Origin of the sequence: Blautia sp. AF34-10 (assembly GCF_003477865.1) — a bacterium.
Lineage (GTDB): Bacteria > Bacillota > Clostridia > Lachnospirales > Lachnospiraceae > Fusicatenibacter > Fusicatenibacter saccharivorans.
Genome location: NZ_QUED01000004.1, coordinates 60,351 through 79,101, shown reverse-complemented (window position 1 = coordinate 79,101; position 18,751 = coordinate 60,351). Strand labels below are relative to the sequence as shown.

19 protein-coding genes and 3 pseudogenes are annotated in these 18,751 nt (G+C 52.2%); 15 read left to right on the top strand and 7 right to left on the bottom strand.

The window, feature by feature from the left end; translation table 11 throughout:
* Positions 1–2: 2 nt before the first annotated feature.
* The 8 genes and pseudogenes from DWZ60_RS03675 to DWZ60_RS03635 all read left to right on the top strand — a co-directional run bounded on the left by DWZ60_RS03675 (position 3) and on the right by DWZ60_RS03635 (position 7,014).
* Positions 3–1,418, top strand: a complete 1,416-nt coding sequence (locus DWZ60_RS03675) for a tetratricopeptide repeat protein (RefSeq protein ID WP_022461762.1) — start codon at positions 3–5, stop codon at positions 1,416–1,418.
* A 207-nt stretch (positions 1,419–1,625) separates the two neighbouring features.
* Positions 1,626–1,949: an anti-sigma factor antagonist gene (locus DWZ60_RS03670; RefSeq protein ID WP_022461763.1), complete on the top strand. Its 324-nt coding sequence runs from the start codon at positions 1,626–1,628 to the stop codon at positions 1,947–1,949.
* Between the two features lie 38 nt (positions 1,950–1,987).
* A complete protein-coding gene (gene spoIIAB, locus DWZ60_RS03665; RefSeq protein WP_270423031.1) occupies positions 1,988–2,458 on the top strand; it encodes an anti-sigma F factor in 471 nt (156 codons plus the stop codon).
* Positions 2,459–2,491: 33 nt separating this feature from the next.
* Positions 2,492–3,206, top strand: a pseudogene (locus tag DWZ60_RS03660) (SigB/SigF/SigG family RNA polymerase sigma factor).
* Between the two features lie 357 nt (positions 3,207–3,563).
* Positions 3,564–4,508: an AAA family ATPase gene (locus DWZ60_RS03650; RefSeq protein WP_118742013.1), complete on the top strand. Its 945-nt coding sequence runs from the start codon at positions 3,564–3,566 to the stop codon at positions 4,506–4,508.
* A 6-nt stretch (positions 4,509–4,514) separates the two neighbouring features.
* Complete coding sequence (locus tag DWZ60_RS03645) at positions 4,515–5,645, top strand: DUF58 domain-containing protein (protein ID WP_022461768.1); 1,131 nt, start codon at positions 4,515–4,517, stop codon at positions 5,643–5,645.
* The gene (locus tag DWZ60_RS03640; RefSeq protein WP_119206791.1) at positions 5,636–6,640 is read left to right on the top strand and encodes a hypothetical protein; all 1,005 of its coding nucleotides are present in this window, start codon (positions 5,636–5,638) and stop codon (positions 6,638–6,640) included. Before DWZ60_RS03645 ends, DWZ60_RS03640 begins: the two co-directional genes overlap by 10 nt.
* Positions 6,592–7,014 (top strand): hypothetical protein, encoded by a 423-nt coding sequence (locus tag DWZ60_RS03635; protein WP_119206789.1) that lies wholly within the window; start codon positions 6,592–6,594, stop codon positions 7,012–7,014. Before DWZ60_RS03640 ends, DWZ60_RS03635 begins: the two co-directional genes overlap by 49 nt.
* 1 nt (position 7,015) lies before the next feature.
* Here DWZ60_RS03635 and spoVAC read toward each other — a convergent pair whose 3' ends face one another.
* The 3 genes from spoVAC to DWZ60_RS03620 are packed head-to-tail and all read right to left on the bottom strand — an operon-like array spanning position 7,016 to position 8,556.
* Positions 7,016–7,489, bottom strand: coding sequence for a stage V sporulation protein AC (spoVAC, locus tag DWZ60_RS03630; RefSeq protein WP_055219988.1), 474 nt, complete (start codon positions 7,487–7,489; stop codon positions 7,016–7,018).
* 19 nt (positions 7,490–7,508) lie between these two features.
* Positions 7,509–7,931: a stage V sporulation protein AB gene (locus tag DWZ60_RS03625; RefSeq protein ID WP_055219986.1), complete on the bottom strand. Its 423-nt coding sequence runs from the start codon at positions 7,929–7,931 to the stop codon at positions 7,509–7,511.
* Complete coding sequence (locus DWZ60_RS03620) at positions 7,888–8,556, bottom strand: stage V sporulation protein AA (RefSeq protein WP_117509838.1); 669 nt, start codon at positions 8,554–8,556, stop codon at positions 7,888–7,890. The genes DWZ60_RS03625 and DWZ60_RS03620 overlap by 44 nt, the downstream gene beginning before the upstream one ends.
* Positions 8,557–8,713: 157 nt before the next feature.
* Between DWZ60_RS03620 and spoVAD the strand changes: the two genes are divergently transcribed.
* The 3 genes from spoVAD (at position 8,714) to DWZ60_RS03605 (ending at position 10,923) form a co-directional block, all read left to right on the top strand.
* The gene (spoVAD, locus tag DWZ60_RS03615) at positions 8,714–9,733 is read left to right on the top strand and encodes a stage V sporulation protein AD (RefSeq protein ID WP_055219982.1); all 1,020 of its coding nucleotides are present in this window, start codon (positions 8,714–8,716) and stop codon (positions 9,731–9,733) included.
* 13 nt (positions 9,734–9,746) lie between these two features.
* The gene (locus DWZ60_RS03610; protein ID WP_117509897.1) at positions 9,747–10,103 is read left to right on the top strand and encodes a SpoVA/SpoVAEb family sporulation membrane protein; all 357 of its coding nucleotides are present in this window, start codon (positions 9,747–9,749) and stop codon (positions 10,101–10,103) included.
* A gap of 157 nt (positions 10,104–10,260) precedes the next feature.
* A complete protein-coding gene (locus DWZ60_RS03605) occupies positions 10,261–10,923 on the top strand; it encodes a methylated-DNA--[protein]-cysteine S-methyltransferase (RefSeq protein ID WP_055220159.1) in 663 nt (220 codons plus the stop codon).
* A 99-nt stretch (positions 10,924–11,022) separates the two neighbouring features.
* On the opposite strand, the gene DWZ60_RS03600 is transcribed toward DWZ60_RS03605, so the two are convergent.
* Positions 11,023–12,225 (bottom strand): MalY/PatB family protein, encoded by a 1,203-nt coding sequence (locus DWZ60_RS03600; protein ID WP_055219980.1) that lies wholly within the window; start codon positions 12,223–12,225, stop codon positions 11,023–11,025.
* A gap of 175 nt (positions 12,226–12,400) precedes the next feature.
* A complete protein-coding gene (gene proB, locus DWZ60_RS03595) occupies positions 12,401–13,483 on the bottom strand; it encodes a glutamate 5-kinase (RefSeq protein ID WP_226906324.1) in 1,083 nt (360 codons plus the stop codon).
* 314 nt (positions 13,484–13,797) lie between these two features.
* Between proB and DWZ60_RS20615 the strand changes: the two are divergent.
* A pseudogene (locus tag DWZ60_RS20615) lies at positions 13,798–14,275 on the top strand (NUDIX hydrolase); the annotation flags it as partial.
* Complete coding sequence (locus DWZ60_RS17805; protein ID WP_243038203.1) at positions 14,267–14,842, top strand: NUDIX hydrolase; 576 nt, start codon at positions 14,267–14,269, stop codon at positions 14,840–14,842. The pseudogene DWZ60_RS20615 and the gene DWZ60_RS17805, both read left to right, overlap by 9 nt.
* A gap of 169 nt (positions 14,843–15,011) precedes the next feature.
* Here the strand turns inward: DWZ60_RS17805 and DWZ60_RS03585 are convergent, their stop codons facing one another.
* Positions 15,012–15,605 (bottom strand): ECF transporter S component, encoded by a 594-nt coding sequence (locus tag DWZ60_RS03585; protein WP_022461779.1) that lies wholly within the window; start codon positions 15,603–15,605, stop codon positions 15,012–15,014.
* 110 nt (positions 15,606–15,715) lie between these two features.
* The gene (locus DWZ60_RS03580; protein ID WP_055219975.1) at positions 15,716–16,096 is read right to left on the bottom strand and encodes a DUF3783 domain-containing protein; all 381 of its coding nucleotides are present in this window, start codon (positions 16,094–16,096) and stop codon (positions 15,716–15,718) included.
* A gap of 163 nt (positions 16,097–16,259) precedes the next feature.
* On the opposite strand from DWZ60_RS03580, the gene DWZ60_RS03575 reads away from it, so the two are divergent.
* Entirely contained in the window at positions 16,260–17,126 is an 867-nt protein-coding gene (locus DWZ60_RS03575) for a class I SAM-dependent methyltransferase (RefSeq protein ID WP_022461781.1), read from the top strand.
* Between the two features lie 218 nt (positions 17,127–17,344).
* Positions 17,345–18,629: pseudogene (locus DWZ60_RS03570) on the top strand (aminotransferase).
* Positions 18,630–18,751: the final 122 nt, after the last annotated feature.

Genomic DNA, 18,751 nt, shown 5'->3' with positions numbered 1-18,751 from the left:
GAATGAACTGTATGAATTGTAAATCGGTTGTGGACGTCGGAATGGAGATCTGTCCCAACTGTGGTTTTAACCTGAGAGTACAGAGAAAATGTTTTTCTCTTTCGAATATGTACTACAATCTGGGCCTCGACAAGGCAGAGATCCGGGATCTTTCCGGAGCGATCGATATGCTGCGGCGGAGCCTGAAGTTTAACAAATACAATATCCATGCGCGGAACTTGTTAGGCCTTGTCTATTTTGAGACGGGTGAAGCGGTTGCGGCGTTAAGTGAGTGGATCATCAGCAAGAATATTATGCCGGAGAATAATGTGGCGACGGAGTATATTGCGACGCTGCAGGCGGAGCAGGCGAAGCTGGATATGATCAATCAGACGATCAAGAAATACAACAGTGCGCTGAAATGCTGCCGCGAGAACAATGAGGATGTGGCTGCGATCCAGCTGCGCAAGATTCTGAACCAGAATCCGAAGCTGATCAAGGGATATCATCTGCTGGCGCTGATTTATATTCACAAGGGTGAGTATGAGAAAGCGCGGAAGATTCTGAAAAAGGCGGCGAAAATTGACAAGACGAACTCGACGACGCTTCGTTTCCTGAAGGAGGTTGATTTCCAGACGGGTACGCAGACGTCGCTGGAGCCGCGGCGGTTCGGCCGCAGGGAGCGTACGGAGGAGCAGCGCGAGGACGAGCGTGAGCGTGTGGTAAGCGGGGATACGGTGATTATTCCGCCGACGTTCCGCGAGACGTCTACAGCGGCAACGATGCTGAATATCGGTATTGGGCTGGTGCTTGGCGCACTGGTTGTGTGGTTCCTGATCGGGCCTGCGAATACGCAGCGAATTAACCGGCAGGCGGACGAGAAGGTTGTGGAATACAGCGGCAAGATGGCGAGCCAGGAGGCCCAGCTGAACCAGCTCCAGAGCCAGGTGGATTCTCTGAACGAAACGACGGCTTCTGCGCAGCAGCAGATCCAGACGGCACAGGATACGGCGGCTTCCTACGAGAACCTTTTAAAGGCTGTGGAAGCGCAGCAGCAGGGCAACACGAGCAACGCAACAAACGCACTGACCGAGGTCAACCCGGAGGTGCTTTCTGTGGACGCAAAGGCTGTGTATGACACTATTTACAAGAGCATGCAGTCGTCTATGTTCCAGGAGCTTTCGCAGTCGGGTGTGAATGCATTTGACGATGCGAATTACACTGAGGCGATTGATAAGCTTTCGAAGGCTAAGAATATCAACGACAGTGACTATACGGTGCTTAACTATCTGGCGCATGCGTATCGGCTGAGTGGGGATACCGATAATGCGATTTCGGTGTTCCAGGAGATCATCGATAAGTTCCCGGGAACCCAGAAGGCTACTAAGGCCGAGCAGCAGATTGAGGCGCTGGGGGGGACTGTGAAGACGGAGGAATAGTGAGGACGGATGCCCACGGGGCAGAATGCCGCAGGAGATGCGGCGCTGTTTCGTCGGGCTGATACCACTGACTACGCGGAGGTTGCGTGGGACGAAGGGCAAAAAAGTATAAAAGTGAGCAGATAAAACACAAAAGATGAAATTCGCTTTACGGCGAAAAATCTTTTGTGTTTTTTATTTTATGACAGGAAAGAGGGAGGATAGGAAATGGATAATCGTGTTTGGGTGAAGGATGCGGTGATGACGATTCGGCTTCCGGAAGAGGTGGATCATTTTGTGGCTGACCGGCTTCGGGAGGAGGCGGGGGAGATTTTGGTGGAGAGGAATGTGAGGGAGGTGGTGTTTGATTTTCGGAAGACGGTGTTTATGGACAGTTCGGGGATTGGACTGGTGATGGGGAGGTTTCGGGAGATGGAGCTGATTGGCGGGAAGGTGAGAGCGGTGCATGTGGGAGAGCGGATGCGGAGGATTCTGGTGATGTCGGGGGTGACGCGGGTGATTGAGGTGGAAGAGGAGAAGACGTGGAAGTAGGTTTTGGACGGGGAGTGGGCAGAAAGGGGAATGGGATGATGCGAGAAAGGATGAAAACAGAAGAGAAGATGCGGTGGAATACGATGACGCTGGAATTTGAGAGCCGTCCCTGCAATGAGAGTTTTGCGCGGGTGTCTGCGGCGGCGTTTCTGGCGCAGCTGAATCCGACGGTGGAGGAAGTGGCGGATGTCAAGACGGCGATTTCGGAGGCGGTTACGAATGCGATGATTCACGGATACCGGCAGGAAAAAGGGAAAATTCAGATGAAGTGTGTGCTGGATCTGGAGGAGAAGGTGTTTCAGGTGACGGTAAAAGATACCGGCGTCGGGATCGAAAATGTGGAGAAGGCGATGGAGCCGATGTTTACGACCTGCCCGGAGCTGGAGCGGTCGGGGATGGGGTTTTCGTTTATGGAGGCGTTTATGGATGAGCTGGAAGTAAGGTCGCATCCGGGATGGGGGACGGAAGTGGTGATGAAACGGAAAATCGGTGTGCATCCGGAAATGTAAGGGCCGGATCGGAAGTCATAGGAGTCAGAATGCATGGAACATACGCTTGCCCTGATCGAAAAGGCACACGAAGGGGATAAAGCGGCAAGGGATACACTGGCAGAGGAAAATATGGGACTGGTCTGGAGCATGGTGAGGCGTTGCAAACCGCGGGGTGGAGATGGAGGATCTGTGCCAGATCGGGAGCATTGGGCTGTTGAAGGCGATTGATAAATTTGATCCTTCGTTTGAAGTCTGTTTTTCGACGTATGCGGTTCCGATGATTGCGGGGGAGATCCGGCGGTTTCTGCGGTCGGAGGGGATGGTGAAGGTGAGCCGCCCGATCCGGGAACTGGCGTGGAAAGCGTATGCGGTGCGGGAGCGGCTGGAGCGGGAGAACGGGCGCGATCCGACGCTGGCGGAGATAGCGGGGGAGCTTGATGTTACCGTGGAGGAAATCGTGGAGGCGATGGAGTCCGGCGCGGAGGTGGAATCGCTGCAGAAGACCATCTATCAGGGGGAAAACCACGATATTTCTCTGATGGACCGCATTCCGGAAAAAGAGAACGGGCAGGAAAAGCTGCTGAACCGGATTTTCTTGGAAGAGCTGTTGGGACGACTGCCCGCGAAGGAGCGGCAGCTCATCTACATGCGCTATTTTCAGGACATGACGCAGGCGCAGATCGCCGGAAAACTGGGGATTTCGCAGGTGCAGGTGTCGCGGATGGAAAAGAAGATTCTGCGGCAGATGCGGATGGAAAACAGCTGAGAAGCTGTCTTTTGTGTAAAAGAAAAAATGCAGCAAAGCTTCCTGGTTGCCACCTGTAGTAAGACAAGAAAAGAGCCGGAACGAAAAGGAAAAGAACGATGGTGAAAAGGATCCCCCAAAAAAGGAGACACAGCATCGTTCTTTTTTCTTGTGTTCTGAATTTATGTGCTGTAAAATATTTTTATCGTGTTCTTTTTGACCGAGTCAGGCAAGTAGCGAAGCGGATTGCGAATATCCGTGTTGACAAACAGAGCATCGAGGGGGAGCTGTTTTCCGCTATTTGTAACGATTCAGAGCCATGAGAAAGAAACGAGGAGAATCGCAGCACGCAAATTTACATCGGGAGGAAGCAAAAACATGGAAAACAATGGATTACAGCAATTAAAAGAAAATATCGCAAAGGTCATGATCGGAAACGAGCGCACGATCGAGCTTGTCCTGACCTGCCTTGTTGCCAAAGGTCATATCCTGCTCGAGGATGTCCCGGGAACAGGAAAAACGGTCATGGCGAAATCCCTTGCGAAATCCGTCGAGGCAGAGTTCGGCCGCATCCAGTTCACACCGGACTTACTGCCGTCCGATGTCACCGGTCTCAATTATTTTGATGCCAAAAGCGGAGAGTTCGTCTTTTCGAAAGGCCCTGCCTTCTGCAACATTCTGCTTGCCGATGAGATCAACCGTGCAACGCCGAAGACGCAGAGCAGCCTTCTCGAGTGCATGGCTGAGCGCCAGATCACCGTGGACGGTGTGACACGGCCGCTCGAGGAGCCGTTCCTCGTCATCGCCACGCAGAACCCGCTCGAGACGCTCGGAACCTTCCCGCTGCCGGAGGCGCAGATGGACCGTTTTTTAATGAAACTTTCGATGGAAGCATTAAGCCCGGCGGAAGAGACGCAGATGATCGCCCGTTTCCTGACCGAGGAGCCGCTCGCCGAGCTGTCGTCTGTCTGCCCAAAAGAAGAAATCCGTACCCTGCAGGAGGCGTGTAAAGAAGTCTACCTGCATCCGGAACTGGTACAGTATCTCGTCCGCATCGTACAGGAGACGAGAGTCAACAGCAAGATTGCAAGCGGTGTGAGCCCGCGTGGAACACTCGCATTTTTACGTGCCGTACAGGGCCACGCGCTGGTGCAGGGACGAAACTACGTTGTGCCGGAGGACTTCAAGACCGTGGCTGTTCCGGTACTCGCACACCGTCTCACCATGCAGATCGGCGCAGACGACGGAAGAGCCGCAGAATCGGTGATCGAGGAAATTTTAAACCGCATCGATCTGCCGACCGAAAACTGGTCAGGAAGGTAACGGACTATGCTTCTTTTATTACTATTTGGAATGGCGCTTGCCTGGTTTCTGCAGAAAAAGCTGTACCAGAAAAACTGGCAGAAAAATCTGAAAATCCAGGTCAGCTTCCAGGATTCTGCGATCTATGAGGGCGAGGAGAGTACGTTAAAAGAGGTCGTCGTAAACGACAAACTGCTGCCGATTCCGGCACTCGAGCTTGGCATTTCGATGAGCCGCAATCTGGAATTCGACCGCGAGGCAAAAGCAAACGCGAGCATCACCGACCAGAGCTACAAACGCGATGTCTTTTCGTTCCTGTTTCATCAGCAGGTCACGAGAACACTGCCGTTTCAGGCGAAAAAACGAGGATTCTACGAGATCACCGGTGCGCATGCCGTAGCGTACGATCTTTTTTTCCGGGAGGGTCTTTACAGCGATTACCCGCAGCAGACACAGATGTACGTTTACCCGCGCCAGGTCGATACTGCACGGATTCAGATGATCTGCCGTGCCGTGTCGGGCATGGTTCTGTCACGGAATCGCCTGTACGAGGACCCGTTTGAATTTTCCGGTATCCGCGATTACCGGAAAGAAGACCCGATGAACCGCATCAACTGGAAATCGTCGGCACGGATGGGAGATCTGATGGTCAATCAGTTTGACGCGACGACGAGCGTGGAAGTTACGGTGCTTCTCGATATCGAGGACGCCAACATTCTGCGCGAGGAAGCGCAGGTCGAGGAGAGCATCCGCATCACGTCTTCGCTTGCGGCGCGGATGGTGAAAAACAAGATGAATCTGTGGGTGAAGAGCAATGCGAAAGATGAGGAGACCGGCGAGGAGCTGCGTGTCCATCTGGCAGCGGGCGCCGGAAAAACAGCGGAGCTGAACCGGAAACTGGCGTGCGTGCAGCTTGGGGGCAATCTCACAGGCAGCGCGGAGTTTCTGCACAAAGAGGCGGAAAAAGAGCTCACCGGCCACACCTACGTTGTCGTATCCAAAAACAGAACCGATGAGGTCCGTGAGGCGCTTCATCTGCTCTCCGGTGCGCAGAACCAGGTGCTGTGGGTGATTCCGTATCTGCCGGGCGAAGAAGTTCCGTCGGAGCAGAACCGTGCGTACACCGCAATCGGCTGGGAGGTGAAACCATGGAAATAAAAAAGACACCGGTACAGATCCCGCTGACCTGGCTTCATGTCTGGCTTTTATTCGCCGGCATCTATGGCTTTGCCGCCGGTTTTCTGGGGCTGACGGGAAGGGAGGCGCTGTATTTCTGCGCCATATCCTTATTGCTGCTGATTCCGGCCGCTGCAAGCTGGATTCTGATCCGGAAAACGAAAGCACTCTGGCAGTTTCTGCTTGGCGGAATTGCGGTCTGCGCGGTGACGTATCTGGCAGCGAAATTTTTCTGTTCCCTGTTCAGTGTGCAGGCGGCAGCGGTAATTGAAGCGGCTGCGGCGGCAAACGATGGAAAAAACAAGTTTGAGAACGGTATTTCTCCTGCATTTCTGGAGAGCCTTTCCGGCGTGATGACGGGTCTTATGGCCGCTGTGATTTTCCTGATCCGCGGCTATGTCAGAATCCGCAAAGGCCAGTTAAAGAAAGCAGCGCAGGAACTGCCGGCCGGCTCAATGCCGCTGGCGGATATGGAAGCGTGGGAGATCCCGACGCTCCTCGATGAGCCAAAGCCCCTTCATTTTCTCTGGTTTATGATACAGTATGTGATCGGTGTGCTGATGAAAATGCCGTTCTACTGGCATCTGATCTACTGGTTTTTCTTTGCAGATGTATTCCTGTGCTTCTTCTGCCAGTACCTCGACGGCATGCACGGGTTCATCCGTGACCATCAGAAAATCGCCAATCTCCCGGTGGAGACGATGCAGCGGACGGGAAAACTGATCCTGAAAATTGCAGTACTCCTTCTGGTACTGTTCGTGCTCCCATCGGCGCTCTACGGAAAGGATCCGATTGCGGAGCGATCGCAGGATATGAGCCGAAAGAGCTGGAAAGCGATCTTACGATCGAAACACCGGAGGCCGAGGCGCCGCAGGGCATGGAGCAGGCCGATCTGTCCGATATGCTGGGGGACAAAGAGTACAAACCGATGCCGCAGTGGATCCAGAATCTTTTTACGGCGGTCATGTATCTTGTGATGGTTGCCGTCGGAATCGCGGTTCTGCGGGCGATTTACCAGAGCGTAAAAAATGCGGGAAAAGCCTTCTCAGAGGATGAGGAGGACGAAGTTCTCTTCCTGCATCAGGGAAACGACGAACGGGAAAATCTGCCGTGGCGGCGGGAAAAGAAAGAGGGCTATCTCTCCCCGAATATGCGTATCCGCCGGAAGTATAAAAAAACGATCAAAAAAGCCGGAAAATACCAGCCGACCGGAGCCGAAACCCCGGCGGAGCTGGAAGAGAGAAACGAGCTTTCCGGCGACGGCATGAGACGGCTGCACGACGGCTATGAAAAAGCCCGTTACAGCCGCGAGGGCTGCACAAAAGAAGAGGCGGAAGCGCTGCGGAACTGATTTAAAACCAGTTCCCGGCAGCAGTCCACAGCCAATAGAGAAAGCCGAGCAGCCAGCTTGCAAAGACACCGTACAGAATGACAGGTCCGGCGATGGTGAAAATTTTCGCACCGATGCCGAAGACCTGTCCTTCTTTTTTATATTCAATCGCAGGAGCTGCAACCGAGTTGGCAAAGCCGGTGATCGGGACGAGCGCACCGCAGCCGGCAAAGGTGACGATTTTCTGATAGATGTTGAGGCCGGTTAAAATCACACTGCTAAGGATCAGAATCAGCGAGCACCAGGAGCCGGCGTCATCTTTGCTGAGTGAGAACTGCGTTTTGCCGATATGGAGCAGAATCTGCCCCACGACACAGATCAGACCGCCGACGATAAAGGCTTTTGCCATATTGCAGAAGAGATTCTGCTTTGGCGTCACCTCTTTGACAAACTGTTCGTATTCTTTTTTTGCCCGTTCATTTTTTAAACTCTGCATCACATCTTACCTCCAGTTCTTATTGAAATCCACTTGCAAAATAATAGAGAGAGCCCGCGATTTTCCCTGCCGCCATGCAGAGAATTACAAACGGCAGTCCGCGCGTCAGTCCGATCCGGCGGCAGAGGATCGAAAACAGGTTGACGACTTCGCCGAGCGCGATGATCCAGCTTCCCAGATAAATGCCCGCAAAAAGCCAGAACACACCGGCCGTCCAGGAGGGCAGGGAAAACGAGAAGGTGCCAAGCGAGAAAAGATCGCCGAACAGCGCCCCGGCCATACAGCAGCATTCGTAAAAACGCAGGCTCTCTGCTGTCTTTGTGATGCCGGCGTACCGTGTCACGATGCCAAGGCCGATCACAAGCGCGACAAGGCCGCTCGCGATGAAAAAGCCAAGGCTAAGACCGGCTGTGATCAGCAGGATCTCTGGCAGGATTCGCATGAAAAGCCTCCTTTCCTTTACCGGAGCGGTCGTTCTGTTCGAGAATGGTCGTATCGATATCATCCTCGTAGACCCGCATTTCCACCTCGAGCGGCGTCGGGTCCTGCGTGAATTTCCGCCGTCCGAAATGGTTGAAATAGAGCACGACGCCAAGGCCGATGCCGATGGAATATGAAATTTCCAGCACCGAAAATCCGGGCGTCATCTGCGGGAGAAAACGGGTGTAAACATCCAAAAACAGCTCGCGGATGCCGATGTCGGTGTGGAAGGTCATAATGGAAAACGCAGTTCCGATAAACGTAAGGATGCCGACCAGAATCGTTTTGCACCAGCTGATCCAGGTGTTTTTCTGACGCGGATCCTCGTACGTTAAAATAAAATTCGGCTCGCCGATGTGGGTGACATCGACGTGCTCCTCGGCCTCCGTGACGAGGCGGACGAGGGTGGAGGCGGAGCAGACGTAGCGTCCGTATCCGTCATCGGGAAGATGCGCCACGCGGCGGACCTGATTGCGGGCAAGGACAGCGCCGTCTGAACAGGAAAGCTGCGCCACATCGCCGAGCGTCACGACGGGACTGGTGATTTTGATATTCCGCTCCGTCTGAAGATACAGCATTTCACTCATGAAAAACATTCCTCTAAAAGTTTCTGAAACAGGATTTTTGTGCTACAGCGTACAGAGTTCCCTAAAACAGGAAAATCATGCGTAAGAATGGAAAAAACGGAAATACTGAAGGTCAGAAATGGTAAGACGCAAAATAAGAAAACGGAGGAATTTGCCGATGAGACAGATGACAGGAAAGCAGAGCATCTCGTTTGCCAAAGCCGTCTATATCGAGGGCAGCGCGGCGATTGTAGGAGAAAAGGAAAAGGATGGACCGCTGGGCGAATACTTTTCGCACACGCTTTCGGACCCGATGTGCGGGCAGGAGAGCTGGGAGGAGGGCGAGAGTGAACTGCAGCTTGCCACCGCGAAGCTGGCAATGCAGAAAGCCAATGTGAGGCCAGAGCAGATCCGCATGATTTTTGCGGGCGATCTTCTGGCACAGTCAATCGCATCATCGTTCGGCCTGGTGGATCTGAACTGCCCGCTCTACGGCCTGTTCGGTGCCTGCTCGACGATGGGAGAGGCGCTTTCGCTTGGCGCGATGGCAGTCGCAGGAGGATACGGTGACCGGGTGCTGGCGGTGACATCGAGCCATTTTGGAACGGCGGAGAAGGAGTTCCGTTTTCCGCTCGCCTACGGAAACCAGCGCCCGCCGTCCGCGAGCTGGACGGTGACGGGAAGCGGCGCGTGTGTGCTTGGGAAAACGAAGAGCAGAGTGAAAATCACGGGCGCTACGACGGGAAAAATCATTGATTACGGGCTGAAAGACAACCAGAACATGGGCGCCTGCATGGCCCCCGCTGCGTGCGATACGATTGCACAGAACCTCGTCGATTTCAACCGGGAACCGGCCGATTACGACCGCATTGTGACGGGAGATCTCGGCGTTGTGGGGCGGGAAATTCTGCTGGAGCTGCTGAAGAAAAAAGGATACGATATCTCGGAACAGCACAGTGACTGCGGCATGCTGATCTTCGATCCGGCAAAACAGGACACCGGTGCGGGCGGAAGCGGCTGCGGCTGTGCGGCATCGGTGCTGGCGGAGTATCTGCTGCCGAAGCTGGAAAACGGAGAGTGGAAGAGGATTCTGTTTGTACCGACTGGTGCGCTGATGTCGAAGGTCAGCTTTCAGGAGGGCAGCAGCGTGCCTGGTATTGCACAGGCGGTTGTAATCGAGAGGGAGGAGGATGTGTAAAATGGGAACGTTCATGGAATATTTCAATGCCTTCTGGGTCGGCGGCCTCATTTGTGCCCTGTGCCAGATTCTGCTCGACCGCACGAAAATGCTGCCGGGAAGAATTATGGTAACGCTTGTGTGCACGGGCGCGGTGTTGAGCTTTCTGGGACTCTACGATCCATTTGCAGAATACGCCGGGGCAGGCGCGTCGGTGCCGCTGCTCGGGTTCGGGCATCTTTTGTTTCAGGGAGTAAAAGATGCCGTAAAAGAAAGCGGATTTTTAGGAGTGTTCCAGGGCGGATTAAAGGCGGGGGCTGTCGGAACATCAGCGGCGTTGATTTTCGCGTATCTTGCAAGCTGGATTTTCCAGCCGAAGATGAAAAAATAGCAGGTGAAAAATTGCGCAGAAGCAGGCGGACTGATATAATAAAGAAAAATGCCGCAGAAAAAAGCAGAATCGCAGCGGCAGGACGAATACAGAAAAAAGCGGGTGTTTTGCGGAAAAAACATCAAAACACCCGCGACAGGAAGAAAGGAAGTCTGCAATGAAGACAAGAGAAGAAGCGCTATCCTATGGCCTTTCCTTCCCGGACACATATCAGGAAGCACCGTTCCACGATGACAACTGGCAGCTCATCCGCGTGAAAGGAAGCAAAAAGGCATTTCTGTGGGTCTATGAAAAGGACGGAATCATTCAGCTGAATGTAAAAGCAAACCCGGAATGGCGGGACTACTGGCGCGATGCATTCGCGTCAGTTATCCCGGGATATCATCAGAACAAAGAACATTGGAACACGATTCTCCTCGACGGAACCGTACCCGATGACGCTGTGCGTACCATGATCGCCGAGAGCTACGACATCATCACGGACAGCCCGACCAAAAGAATCTATGAGGCGGTAAAGCAGATTCCGCGCGGAAAAGTGGCGACATACGGCCAGATAGCAGCGCTTGCAGGCGAGCCGAAGATGGCGCGTGCCGTGGGAAACGCCTTACATAAAAACACAGATCCGGAGCACATTCCATGCTACCGTGTGGTAAACTCCAAAGGCGAACTGGCCGCGGAATTTGTCTTCGGCGGCGCCGGGAAACAGGCGGATATGCTGGAGGCAGACGGCATTGTGCTGGAAAACGGCCGCGTCAATTTAAAGAAGTACGGCATCAACGTGGAAGAGATGCTGGCACAGCGGGAGCTGGAGCAAAACTGAAAAAACAGGATGCACAAAACAGCGAAAGACCGGAACGGCAGAGGAAAATGTCCGTTTCGGTCTTTCATTATGTTTGGCTTATAAAATTAGAAAATACAATTATTTCGCATTGAATACATACTTATCCATACGGTCAAATGCCTCTTTCACAAGCACATGCGGCAGTGCCAGATTCAGGCGGATCGCATACGGTCTGTGGAACGGCCGTCCGTCCTGCCAGATCACGCCGACAGCAACACCGGCTTTCAGCAGTGTATCCATATCGGTATCATGCTCCTTGCACCACTCCTCGCAGTCGAGGTACAGCATGTACGTTCCTTCTGGTTTGGAAAGCTTCACGCCCTTGAAATGCTCGAGAATGTAGTTGTACGCATAATCCGCATTCGATTTCAGCACTTCGCGCAGTTCATCCACCCACTGGTATCCCTCCGGACGGTAAGCGCCGATCAGCGCATGAACAGAGAGTACGTTCGGAGAATTGTAGTGAGAAAGGGACGAAGCCTTCTCCACACGGTCGCGCAGCATGCGGTTGTAGATGATGTGGTAGGAGCCTACAAGGCCAGCCAGGTTAAAGGTCTTGGACGGTGCATAAAGTGCGATGGTGCGCTCGCGTGCATCCTTCGAAACGGACTGCGTTGGGATATGTTTGAAGCCCGGCAGTGTCAGGTCAGACCAGATCTCATCGGAGATGACAACGCATTCATTTGCTTTGTAAATTTCCATCGCCTTTTCAATTTCCTCGCGCTCCCAGACACGGCCTGTCGGGTTGTGCGGAGAGCAGAAAATCGCGAAATGAATGTTGTGTTCTTTTAACTTGCGGTCCATATCGGCGTAGTCCATACGCCATACGCCGTTCTCATCCTGAACAAGATCGGAGAGAACGATATTGCGTCCGCAGTTCTCAAGAACACCGGTAAAACCGATGTATGTCGGGGAATGCAGAAGAATGGATTCGCCCGGGGATGTAAAAGCGGCAGCAGCCGAAGCAACACAGCCGAGCACGCCGTTCTCATAGCCGATCGCCTCACGCGGCAGATCTTCCACACCGTTGCGCTCTTTCTGCCAGCGGATGATGCTGTCAAAATATGCATCCGGCAGATTAAAGTAGCCAAAATGCGGTTCGTTGACTCTCGCGTGAATTGCTTCCTGAATGGTCGGAAGAGACGGGAAGTTCATGTCGGCCACCCACATCGGGATGCGGGAGAAGCCCTCTTTGACTTCCGCACCCGGAATCGGGATCTGATCGACAGCGATCGAATCGTGGCCGCTGCGGTTCATCAGAGATGTAAAATCGTATTTCATTGGTAAAAACCCTCCTTTGTGTTTGCTGTGCTCTCGAAGTAAAACCAAAAGCACATGGAAAACCGGATGCAGCTTCCTTTCCTCGCTGAAAGAAAAACCTGCAGCCGGCTGAATACAAATATTATAACACGGAGGGGAATTTTCGTAAACAAAAGAATGCTTTATTCGGCACCATTTATTCCGCGCCGATCCAGTTATCGCGGTTGATTGCTTCCGTGTGGCTGGTGCTTTCGTTCATGATTTTCTGCAGATCCGGCCGGTCATAGTTGACAATGCCCTTTCCGAGATATTCATGGCTGCCGCGCCGGAAGACGCTGACGACATCGCCTTTCTTAAAATCGCCTTCGACTGCCACGATGCCTTTGGGAAGCAGGCTCTTTGCCTGAACAGCAAGTGCTTCTGCGGCACCCTCATCGACGTAGAGGTTGCCCGCACTCGGCGCATAGAATGCCATCCACTGCAGACGCGTTTTCATGTTGTGGCCGCTGGCGGTAAAGTACGTTCCTTTTGCGGTTCCTTTCACCGCACGCACAATGTTGTTTTCCTCCGCCGAGGAGCAGATCAGAACCGGCACACCGGCTCTTGTGGCAAGCGAAGCGGCGGAGAGCTTCGTTGTCATGCCTCCCGTTCCGTTGCCCGATCCCGCACCGCCTGCCGCAGCAGTGAGCTCCGGCGTGATCTCATTTACCACGTCGATATGGCGCGCATTCGGGTCACTCTTTGGATTGGCAGTGTAGAGCCCGTCGATATCGGTCAGCAGAATCAGAAGCGATGCATGCAGCATCGCAGCCACCTGGGCGGAGAGCGTGTCGTTGTCGCCGACCTTCAGCTCCTCAATCGCGATCGTATCGTTCTCATTGATGATCGGAATCGCACCGCGCCCGAGCAGGACGGAGAGGGAGCCGAAGATGTTTTTATAGCGGCGGCGGTCCTCAAAGTCACTGCGGTTCAAAAGAATCTGCGCACACGGAATCTGGTACGCCATCAGATTTTTCGTGTATTCCTCCATCAGAAGGCCCTGGCCGACAGCAGCGGCAGCCTGTTTATCGGCAATTTTCGTCGGCCGTTTTTTAAAGCCGAGACGGGAAAAGCCTGCGGCGATCGCACCGGAGGAAACGAGAATCACATGGTGGCCTGCCGTCTGCAGCGCGGCAAGCTGGGTCGTAATGTTCCGTATTTTTTCAGCATCCATGGTTCCGTCTGAGAGTGTCAGGGAGCTGGTGCCGACTTTCACAACTATCGTCTGTTTTTCCATCATGAAAACCTCAAATGTAAGAAATGATAAGAAACGTTGTTTACGGGTGACAAAACATCAATTACAGACACTTTAACACAGTACTGTGTGAGAGTCAAGAAGATGCGGAATGGTCGTTACATTTTTCGTGAAAGATCTGCAAAAAGATAGAAATTTGTTGCTGGAATTCTGAAAAAGTATGGTAGAATAGAAAACGAGAAAAAGGTGTGTGCAGAAATACATTTTTCCTGAAAAACAAAAGAAGCGGAAAGAAGTCCGGCACACGACGGAGGGAGTCAAAGATGGAGGAAAAAACAGAAGAAAGAGGCAGAGGCTGCATGACAACGCTGTGCTACATCGAAAAGGATGACAGCTATCTGATGATGCACCGCACGGTGAAAAAGAACGATGTCAACAAGGACAAGTGGATCGGCGTCGGCGGCCATGCGGAACTTGGCGAAAGCCGGAGGAATGCCTGCTGCGTGAAGTAAAAGAGGAAACCGGCTACACGCTGACGAGCTGGCGTTTCCGCGGTCTCGTTACCTTTGTGACAGAGGCAGAAAACAGCAAAACGGTGGAGTACATGGAGTATATGTGTCTCTACACGGCAGACGGATTTACGGGAGAACCGATTGCATGTGATGAGGGCGAACTCGCTGGGTGAAAAAAGAGGACGTCCTGCACCTGAATCTGTGGGAGGGAGACAAAATCTTTTTCCGCCTTCTGAATGAAGACGAGCCGTTTTTCTCCCTGAAGCTGCGGTATGTGGGCGACACGCTCGCAGAAGCGGTGCTGAACGGAAAACAGATGGAACTTTTTGAGGAGCGCTCAGGCGACGGCACGCCGACCGGAACCATCGTAGAACGCGGCGTGGCGCACAGTGAGGGACGGTGTCACGGAACGGCACATATCTGGATTGCACGGGCGAATGAGAAGAGCGGCTGTGAGGTACTGCTGCAGAAAAGGAGTGCCTGGAAAGATTCGAATCCGGGCTGCTACGATATTTCAAGCGCCGGCCATCTTTCGGCGGGCGATACATATTTGGAAGGGGCTCTGCGGGAAATCGGCGAGGAGCTCGGCATCCACGCAGAGGCAGAGGAGCTGAGGGATCTTGGCCTGCTGGAAAAAGTATCACACGGTGTTTTTTACGGAAAACCGTTCCACGATCATGAGGTCAGCGCCGTGTATCTTTACACGAAGCCGGTCGAGGCGGAAAAACTGCATCTACAGGAGTCGGAAGTAGAAGCAGTCCGCTGGATGGATCTCAAAGAGTGCCAGAAGGCGGTAAGAGAAGGAAGCATTCCCAACTGTATTGATATCCGGGAACTGGAAATGATTGAAAAAGCGTGGTTCGCCGGAGAAAAAACAAAAGATGAGGAGTAAGAGAAGATGAAAGAAAATGGATTCATCAACGAGAAGCTGACCCCGAAGCACGAGGAAGAAGAGGCAGCAGCCACCGCTGAAAAATAAAAAGAAATGCATGAAAAAAGTCACCGGTTCGAAATAGAACATGGTGACTTTTTTGGATATCGCGTAAATGAAATTTATTTTTTTATTTCGCTGCTGCCTTTACCTGGCTAAACAGTCCGGATTTCTGAAGAGCCGGACGCAGTGCCATGTAGATGACAACGGAAGCGATGGTGGAAAGTACGGCGTTGATGGAAGTTGCCGCTACGTTCCAGCTTAAGGTAACCTCTGCTGCCGGTTTTCCAAGAAGAACCAGTTTGTAGAAGTAACCGATGAGCGGATCGAAGATCACATTGAACAGAAGTCCGCCGATGGCTGCAAGCAGTGCCCATTTGAAGATCTGTTTCTGATCGGTCTGCTCGTTGATTTTACCGATTTTGTGTGCGATCAGTCCTGCGATGAGGCCGATGCAGAATTTTAAGATGAAGGTCTTTGGTGCGTATACCACATAGACCGGATCGAGAAGATCTCCGATGGTCATGCCGATCGCACCGCCGATTCCGCCGTAAACACCGCCGAGAATTAGCGCACCGAGCACACAGACAGCGTTTCCGAAATGGATTGAGGTGGCATCTCCGCCTGGCAGCCAGATTTTGAACTGCAGGAAGGTGAAGACAACGTAGGAAAGGGCTGCAAAGACACCTGTCATTGCGATTTTCCAGACTTTTTCATTTTTCATAACAACGCACTCCTTTGGTATCTGGAACTTTCGTTCCTTGATTGCACCCTATTATAGGGAGTGGTGGCATGAAGAAAAAGTTCCAATTCCGGATTTTTTGACCAGACCAGTTATTTCCGGTACGATTTCATTTTTTCGTGTTCTTCTTTTAATTCTCTGTAGAGCTGCAGCGAATTCCACGCCTGGTTCTGCGTTGTGACGATGGCTTTGAGGGCGATCGGCGGCACTTTTTTCCGGCGCATTTCGGTGAGAAAAAGATCAAGTTTCCGCTCGGAAAAGCCGGCCATGACCATCATTGGTTCATCAAATCCGGCGCCGTCATAGGCTTCGGGGGATTCTGCAAATGCTTTATTTCCGGCAAGAAATCCGATCGACTGGAGATACTGTTCCGGTTCCACAATGCGCACGCGGATACCGAGCTTTAAGAGAACCGGCTTTAAAAGCACAGCTGTTTTCGTTCCTTTGATCTGATATAAGAGTACGGTTTCCATGAGAAAAATCCTTTCCACGGGCAGATTTCCGGATCAAATGCGCGGATGCCCAGAACTATGATATAAGAAATGTTTTGGAAAAACAATACTTTTATGGTATCATAGGAACGTACAATTCAGAACACGATAAATTTTGAGATAAAAGAGAAAGGAAACCAATAAAATGTGGATAGCAGATGGATGGAAAGATTATGAAGTGCTGGATACGTCCGGCGGAGAAAAACTGGAGCGGTGGGGAGATTACCTTCTGGTAAGACCAGACCCGCAGGTCATCTGGAACACGAAAAAAGAAAATCCGGGCTGGAAAAAGAAAAACGGTCATTATCACAGAAGCAGCAAGGGCGGCGGAGAATGGGAGTTTTTCCATCTGCCGGAGCAGTGGGAGATCAACTATAAAGACCTGACCTTCCGCCTGAAACCGTTCAGCTTCAAACACACCGGCCTTTTCCCGGAGCAGGCAACGAACTGGGACTGGTTCGGCGATCTGATCCGCCGTGCCAACCGCCCGATTAAAGTGCTGAACCTGTTCGCCTACACGGGAGGCGCAACGCTCGCAGCGGCCGCAGCAGGCGCAAGCGTCACACATGTCGATGCATCCAAAGGCATGGTCAACTGGGCAAAAGAGAACGCTGCCGTGTCCGGCCTTTCGGACAAGCCGATCCGCTGGCTTGTGGATGACTGCACCAAATTTGTCGAGCGCGAGATCCGCAGAGGCAACCACTACGACGCGATCATCATGGACCCGCCGTCCTACGGAAGAGGACCAAAGGGCGAGATCTGGAAAATCGAGGAGTCGATTCATCCGTTCATCAAGCTCTGCACGCAGCTCTTAAGCGATGACCCGCTGTTCTTCCTTGTGAATTCTTACACGACAGGACTTGCACCGGCTGTCCTGACGTACATGATTTCCCTGGAATTAAAACAGTACAAAGGCCACGTAGAAGCACAGGAAATCGGCCTTCCGGTCAAGTCGACCGGCCTTGTTCTGCCGTGCGGTGCATCGGGAAGATGGCAGTCTGACAACGTTTAAAACATCTTTTGGCAGCGGACGTATGTCCGTCATACGAAAAACATTTGGCTGAAATTGCAGGAAATGAAGTATAAAACTGCAAAAAGTGGGATAAAATGCTGAAAAGTGTATAAAACATGCAAGTTCTCCTTGACAGAAACTCATGATCTGGTAAAATGGTCTTTAGTTGAGCAAGAAACCTGAAAAACGGGTAAGGAAAGTACAAGGGAGGACGTTTCATGAAACCGTATATCGAATGGACCAAAGAAGAATTAGTTGCCGAGAAAGCCAGACTGGAGCAGGAATTTGCAGAGGTAAAAGCAAAAGGCCTCAATCTGAATATTTCCAGAGGAAAACCTGCAGCAGCCCAGTTAGATCTCACGGAAGGAATGCTTACCGTTCTCTCGAAAAATGAAGACACCTTCGCAGAAGATGGAACCGACTGCCGGAACTACGGCGTGCTGACCGGTATTCCGGAAGCAAGAAAACTGATCGGAGATATCTGTGAGGTTCCGGCGGAAAACGTCATCGTTTACGGAAACGCCAGCCTTACCATTATGTTTGATACCGTAGCACGTTCGTTCCTGAAGGGCGTTGCAGGCTGCACTCCGTGGAACAAGCTGGACAAAGTAAAATTCCTCTGTCCGGTACCGGGCTATGACCGTCACTTCGGTGTAACCGAGTACTTCGGCGTTGAGATGATCAATGTTCAGATGACGCCGGAAGGACCGGACATGGACATGGTAGAAAAACTCGTTGCAGAAGATGACGCCATCAAGGGAATCTGGTGTGTACCGAAATACTCCAACCCGCAGGGCTACACCTACTCCGATGAGACCGTCAGAAGATTTGCAAACCTGAAACCGGCAGCCAAAGACTTCCGTATTTTCTGGGATAATGCATACATTATCCATCACCTGTATGATGACAGACAGGATCACCTGCTGAACATCATCGAGGAGTGCGAGAAAGCCGGAAATCCGGATATGGTCTATGAGTTCGTATCCACTTCGAAAGTAAGCTATCCGGGAGCCGGAATTGCAGCTCTCATTTCTTCTGAGGCAAACCTCAAAGAGGCACAGGAGTACATGAACTTCCAGATCATCGGTCATGATAAACTGAATCAGCTGCGCCATGTAAAATTCTTCCAGAACCTGGACGGCGTGATGAATCAGATGAAAAGCATGCTGAGATCTTAGGACCGAAATTCGAGGCAATTCTGCAGGTAATGGATCAGGAGCTGAGCGCCTTGGCATCGCTTCCTGGACAAAACCGAACGGTGGATACTTCATCTCCTTCGATGCGATGGAGGGATGCGCAAAGAAGATCGTTGCAAAGGCAAAAGAGGCCGGTCTTACCATGACAGGCGCGGGCGCAACGTATCCATATCACAACGATCCGCAGGATTCCAACATCCGTATTGCACCGTCCTTCCCGACACCGGAAGAGCTGGAAATCGCAGGTCAGGTATTCGTGCTGAGTGTCAAACTGGTCAGCGTGGATAAGATTCTGGAAAGCAAATAACAGATAAGTAAAAATACAAAAGCCGGATTCTCCCGGGGGACACAGTTTTTGTGAACTCTGGTGTGGGAGTTCCGGCTTTTTTCTATCAGAAAGTTAAAAAGAAATTTTCTATGGGACAGAAA

Coding starts and splice junctions, on each gene's coding strand:
- DWZ60_RS03670 (WP_022461763.1), top strand. CDS start 1,626: ATGGATAATCGTGTTTGGGTGAAGGATGCGGTGATGACGATTCGGCTT.
- DWZ60_RS03625 (WP_055219986.1), bottom strand. CDS start 7,931: ATGCGAATCCTGCCAGAGATCCTGCTGATCACAGCCGGTCTTAGCCTT.
- DWZ60_RS03610 (WP_117509897.1), top strand. CDS start 9,747: ATGGAATATTTCAATGCCTTCTGGGTCGGCGGCCTCATTTGTGCCCTG.
- DWZ60_RS17805 (WP_243038203.1), top strand. CDS start 14,267: ATGGAACTTTTTGAGGAGCGCTCAGGCGACGGCACGCCGACCGGAACC.
- DWZ60_RS03635 (WP_119206789.1), top strand. CDS start 6,592: ATGCCGCAGTGGATCCAGAATCTTTTTACGGCGGTCATGTATCTTGTG.
- DWZ60_RS03585 (WP_022461779.1), bottom strand. CDS start 15,605: ATGAAAAATGAAAAAGTCTGGAAAATCGCAATGACAGGTGTCTTTGCA.
- DWZ60_RS03650 (WP_118742013.1), top strand. CDS start 3,564: ATGGAAAACAATGGATTACAGCAATTAAAAGAAAATATCGCAAAGGTC.
- DWZ60_RS03640 (WP_119206791.1), top strand. CDS start 5,636: ATGGAAATAAAAAAGACACCGGTACAGATCCCGCTGACCTGGCTTCAT.
- DWZ60_RS03580 (WP_055219975.1), bottom strand. CDS start 16,096: ATGGAAACCGTACTCTTATATCAGATCAAAGGAACGAAAACAGCTGTG.
- proB (WP_226906324.1), bottom strand. CDS start 13,483: ATGATGGAAAAACAGACGATAGTTGTGAAAGTCGGCACCAGCTCCCTG.
- DWZ60_RS03575 (WP_022461781.1), top strand. CDS start 16,260: ATGTGGATAGCAGATGGATGGAAAGATTATGAAGTGCTGGATACGTCC.
- spoVAD (WP_055219982.1), top strand. CDS start 8,714: ATGAGACAGATGACAGGAAAGCAGAGCATCTCGTTTGCCAAAGCCGTC.
- DWZ60_RS03675 (WP_022461762.1), top strand. CDS start 3: ATGAACTGTATGAATTGTAAATCGGTTGTGGACGTCGGAATGGAGATC.
- spoIIAB (WP_270423031.1), top strand. CDS start 1,988: ATGCGAGAAAGGATGAAAACAGAAGAGAAGATGCGGTGGAATACGATG.
- DWZ60_RS03600 (WP_055219980.1), bottom strand. CDS start 12,225: ATGAAATACGATTTTACATCTCTGATGAACCGCAGCGGCCACGATTCG.
- DWZ60_RS03645 (WP_022461768.1), top strand. CDS start 4,515: ATGCTTCTTTTATTACTATTTGGAATGGCGCTTGCCTGGTTTCTGCAG.
- DWZ60_RS03605 (WP_055220159.1), top strand. CDS start 10,261: ATGAAGACAAGAGAAGAAGCGCTATCCTATGGCCTTTCCTTCCCGGAC.
- DWZ60_RS03620 (WP_117509838.1), bottom strand. CDS start 8,556: ATGAGTGAAATGCTGTATCTTCAGACGGAGCGGAATATCAAAATCACC.
- spoVAC (WP_055219988.1), bottom strand. CDS start 7,489: ATGCAGAGTTTAAAAAATGAACGGGCAAAAAAAGAATACGAACAGTTT.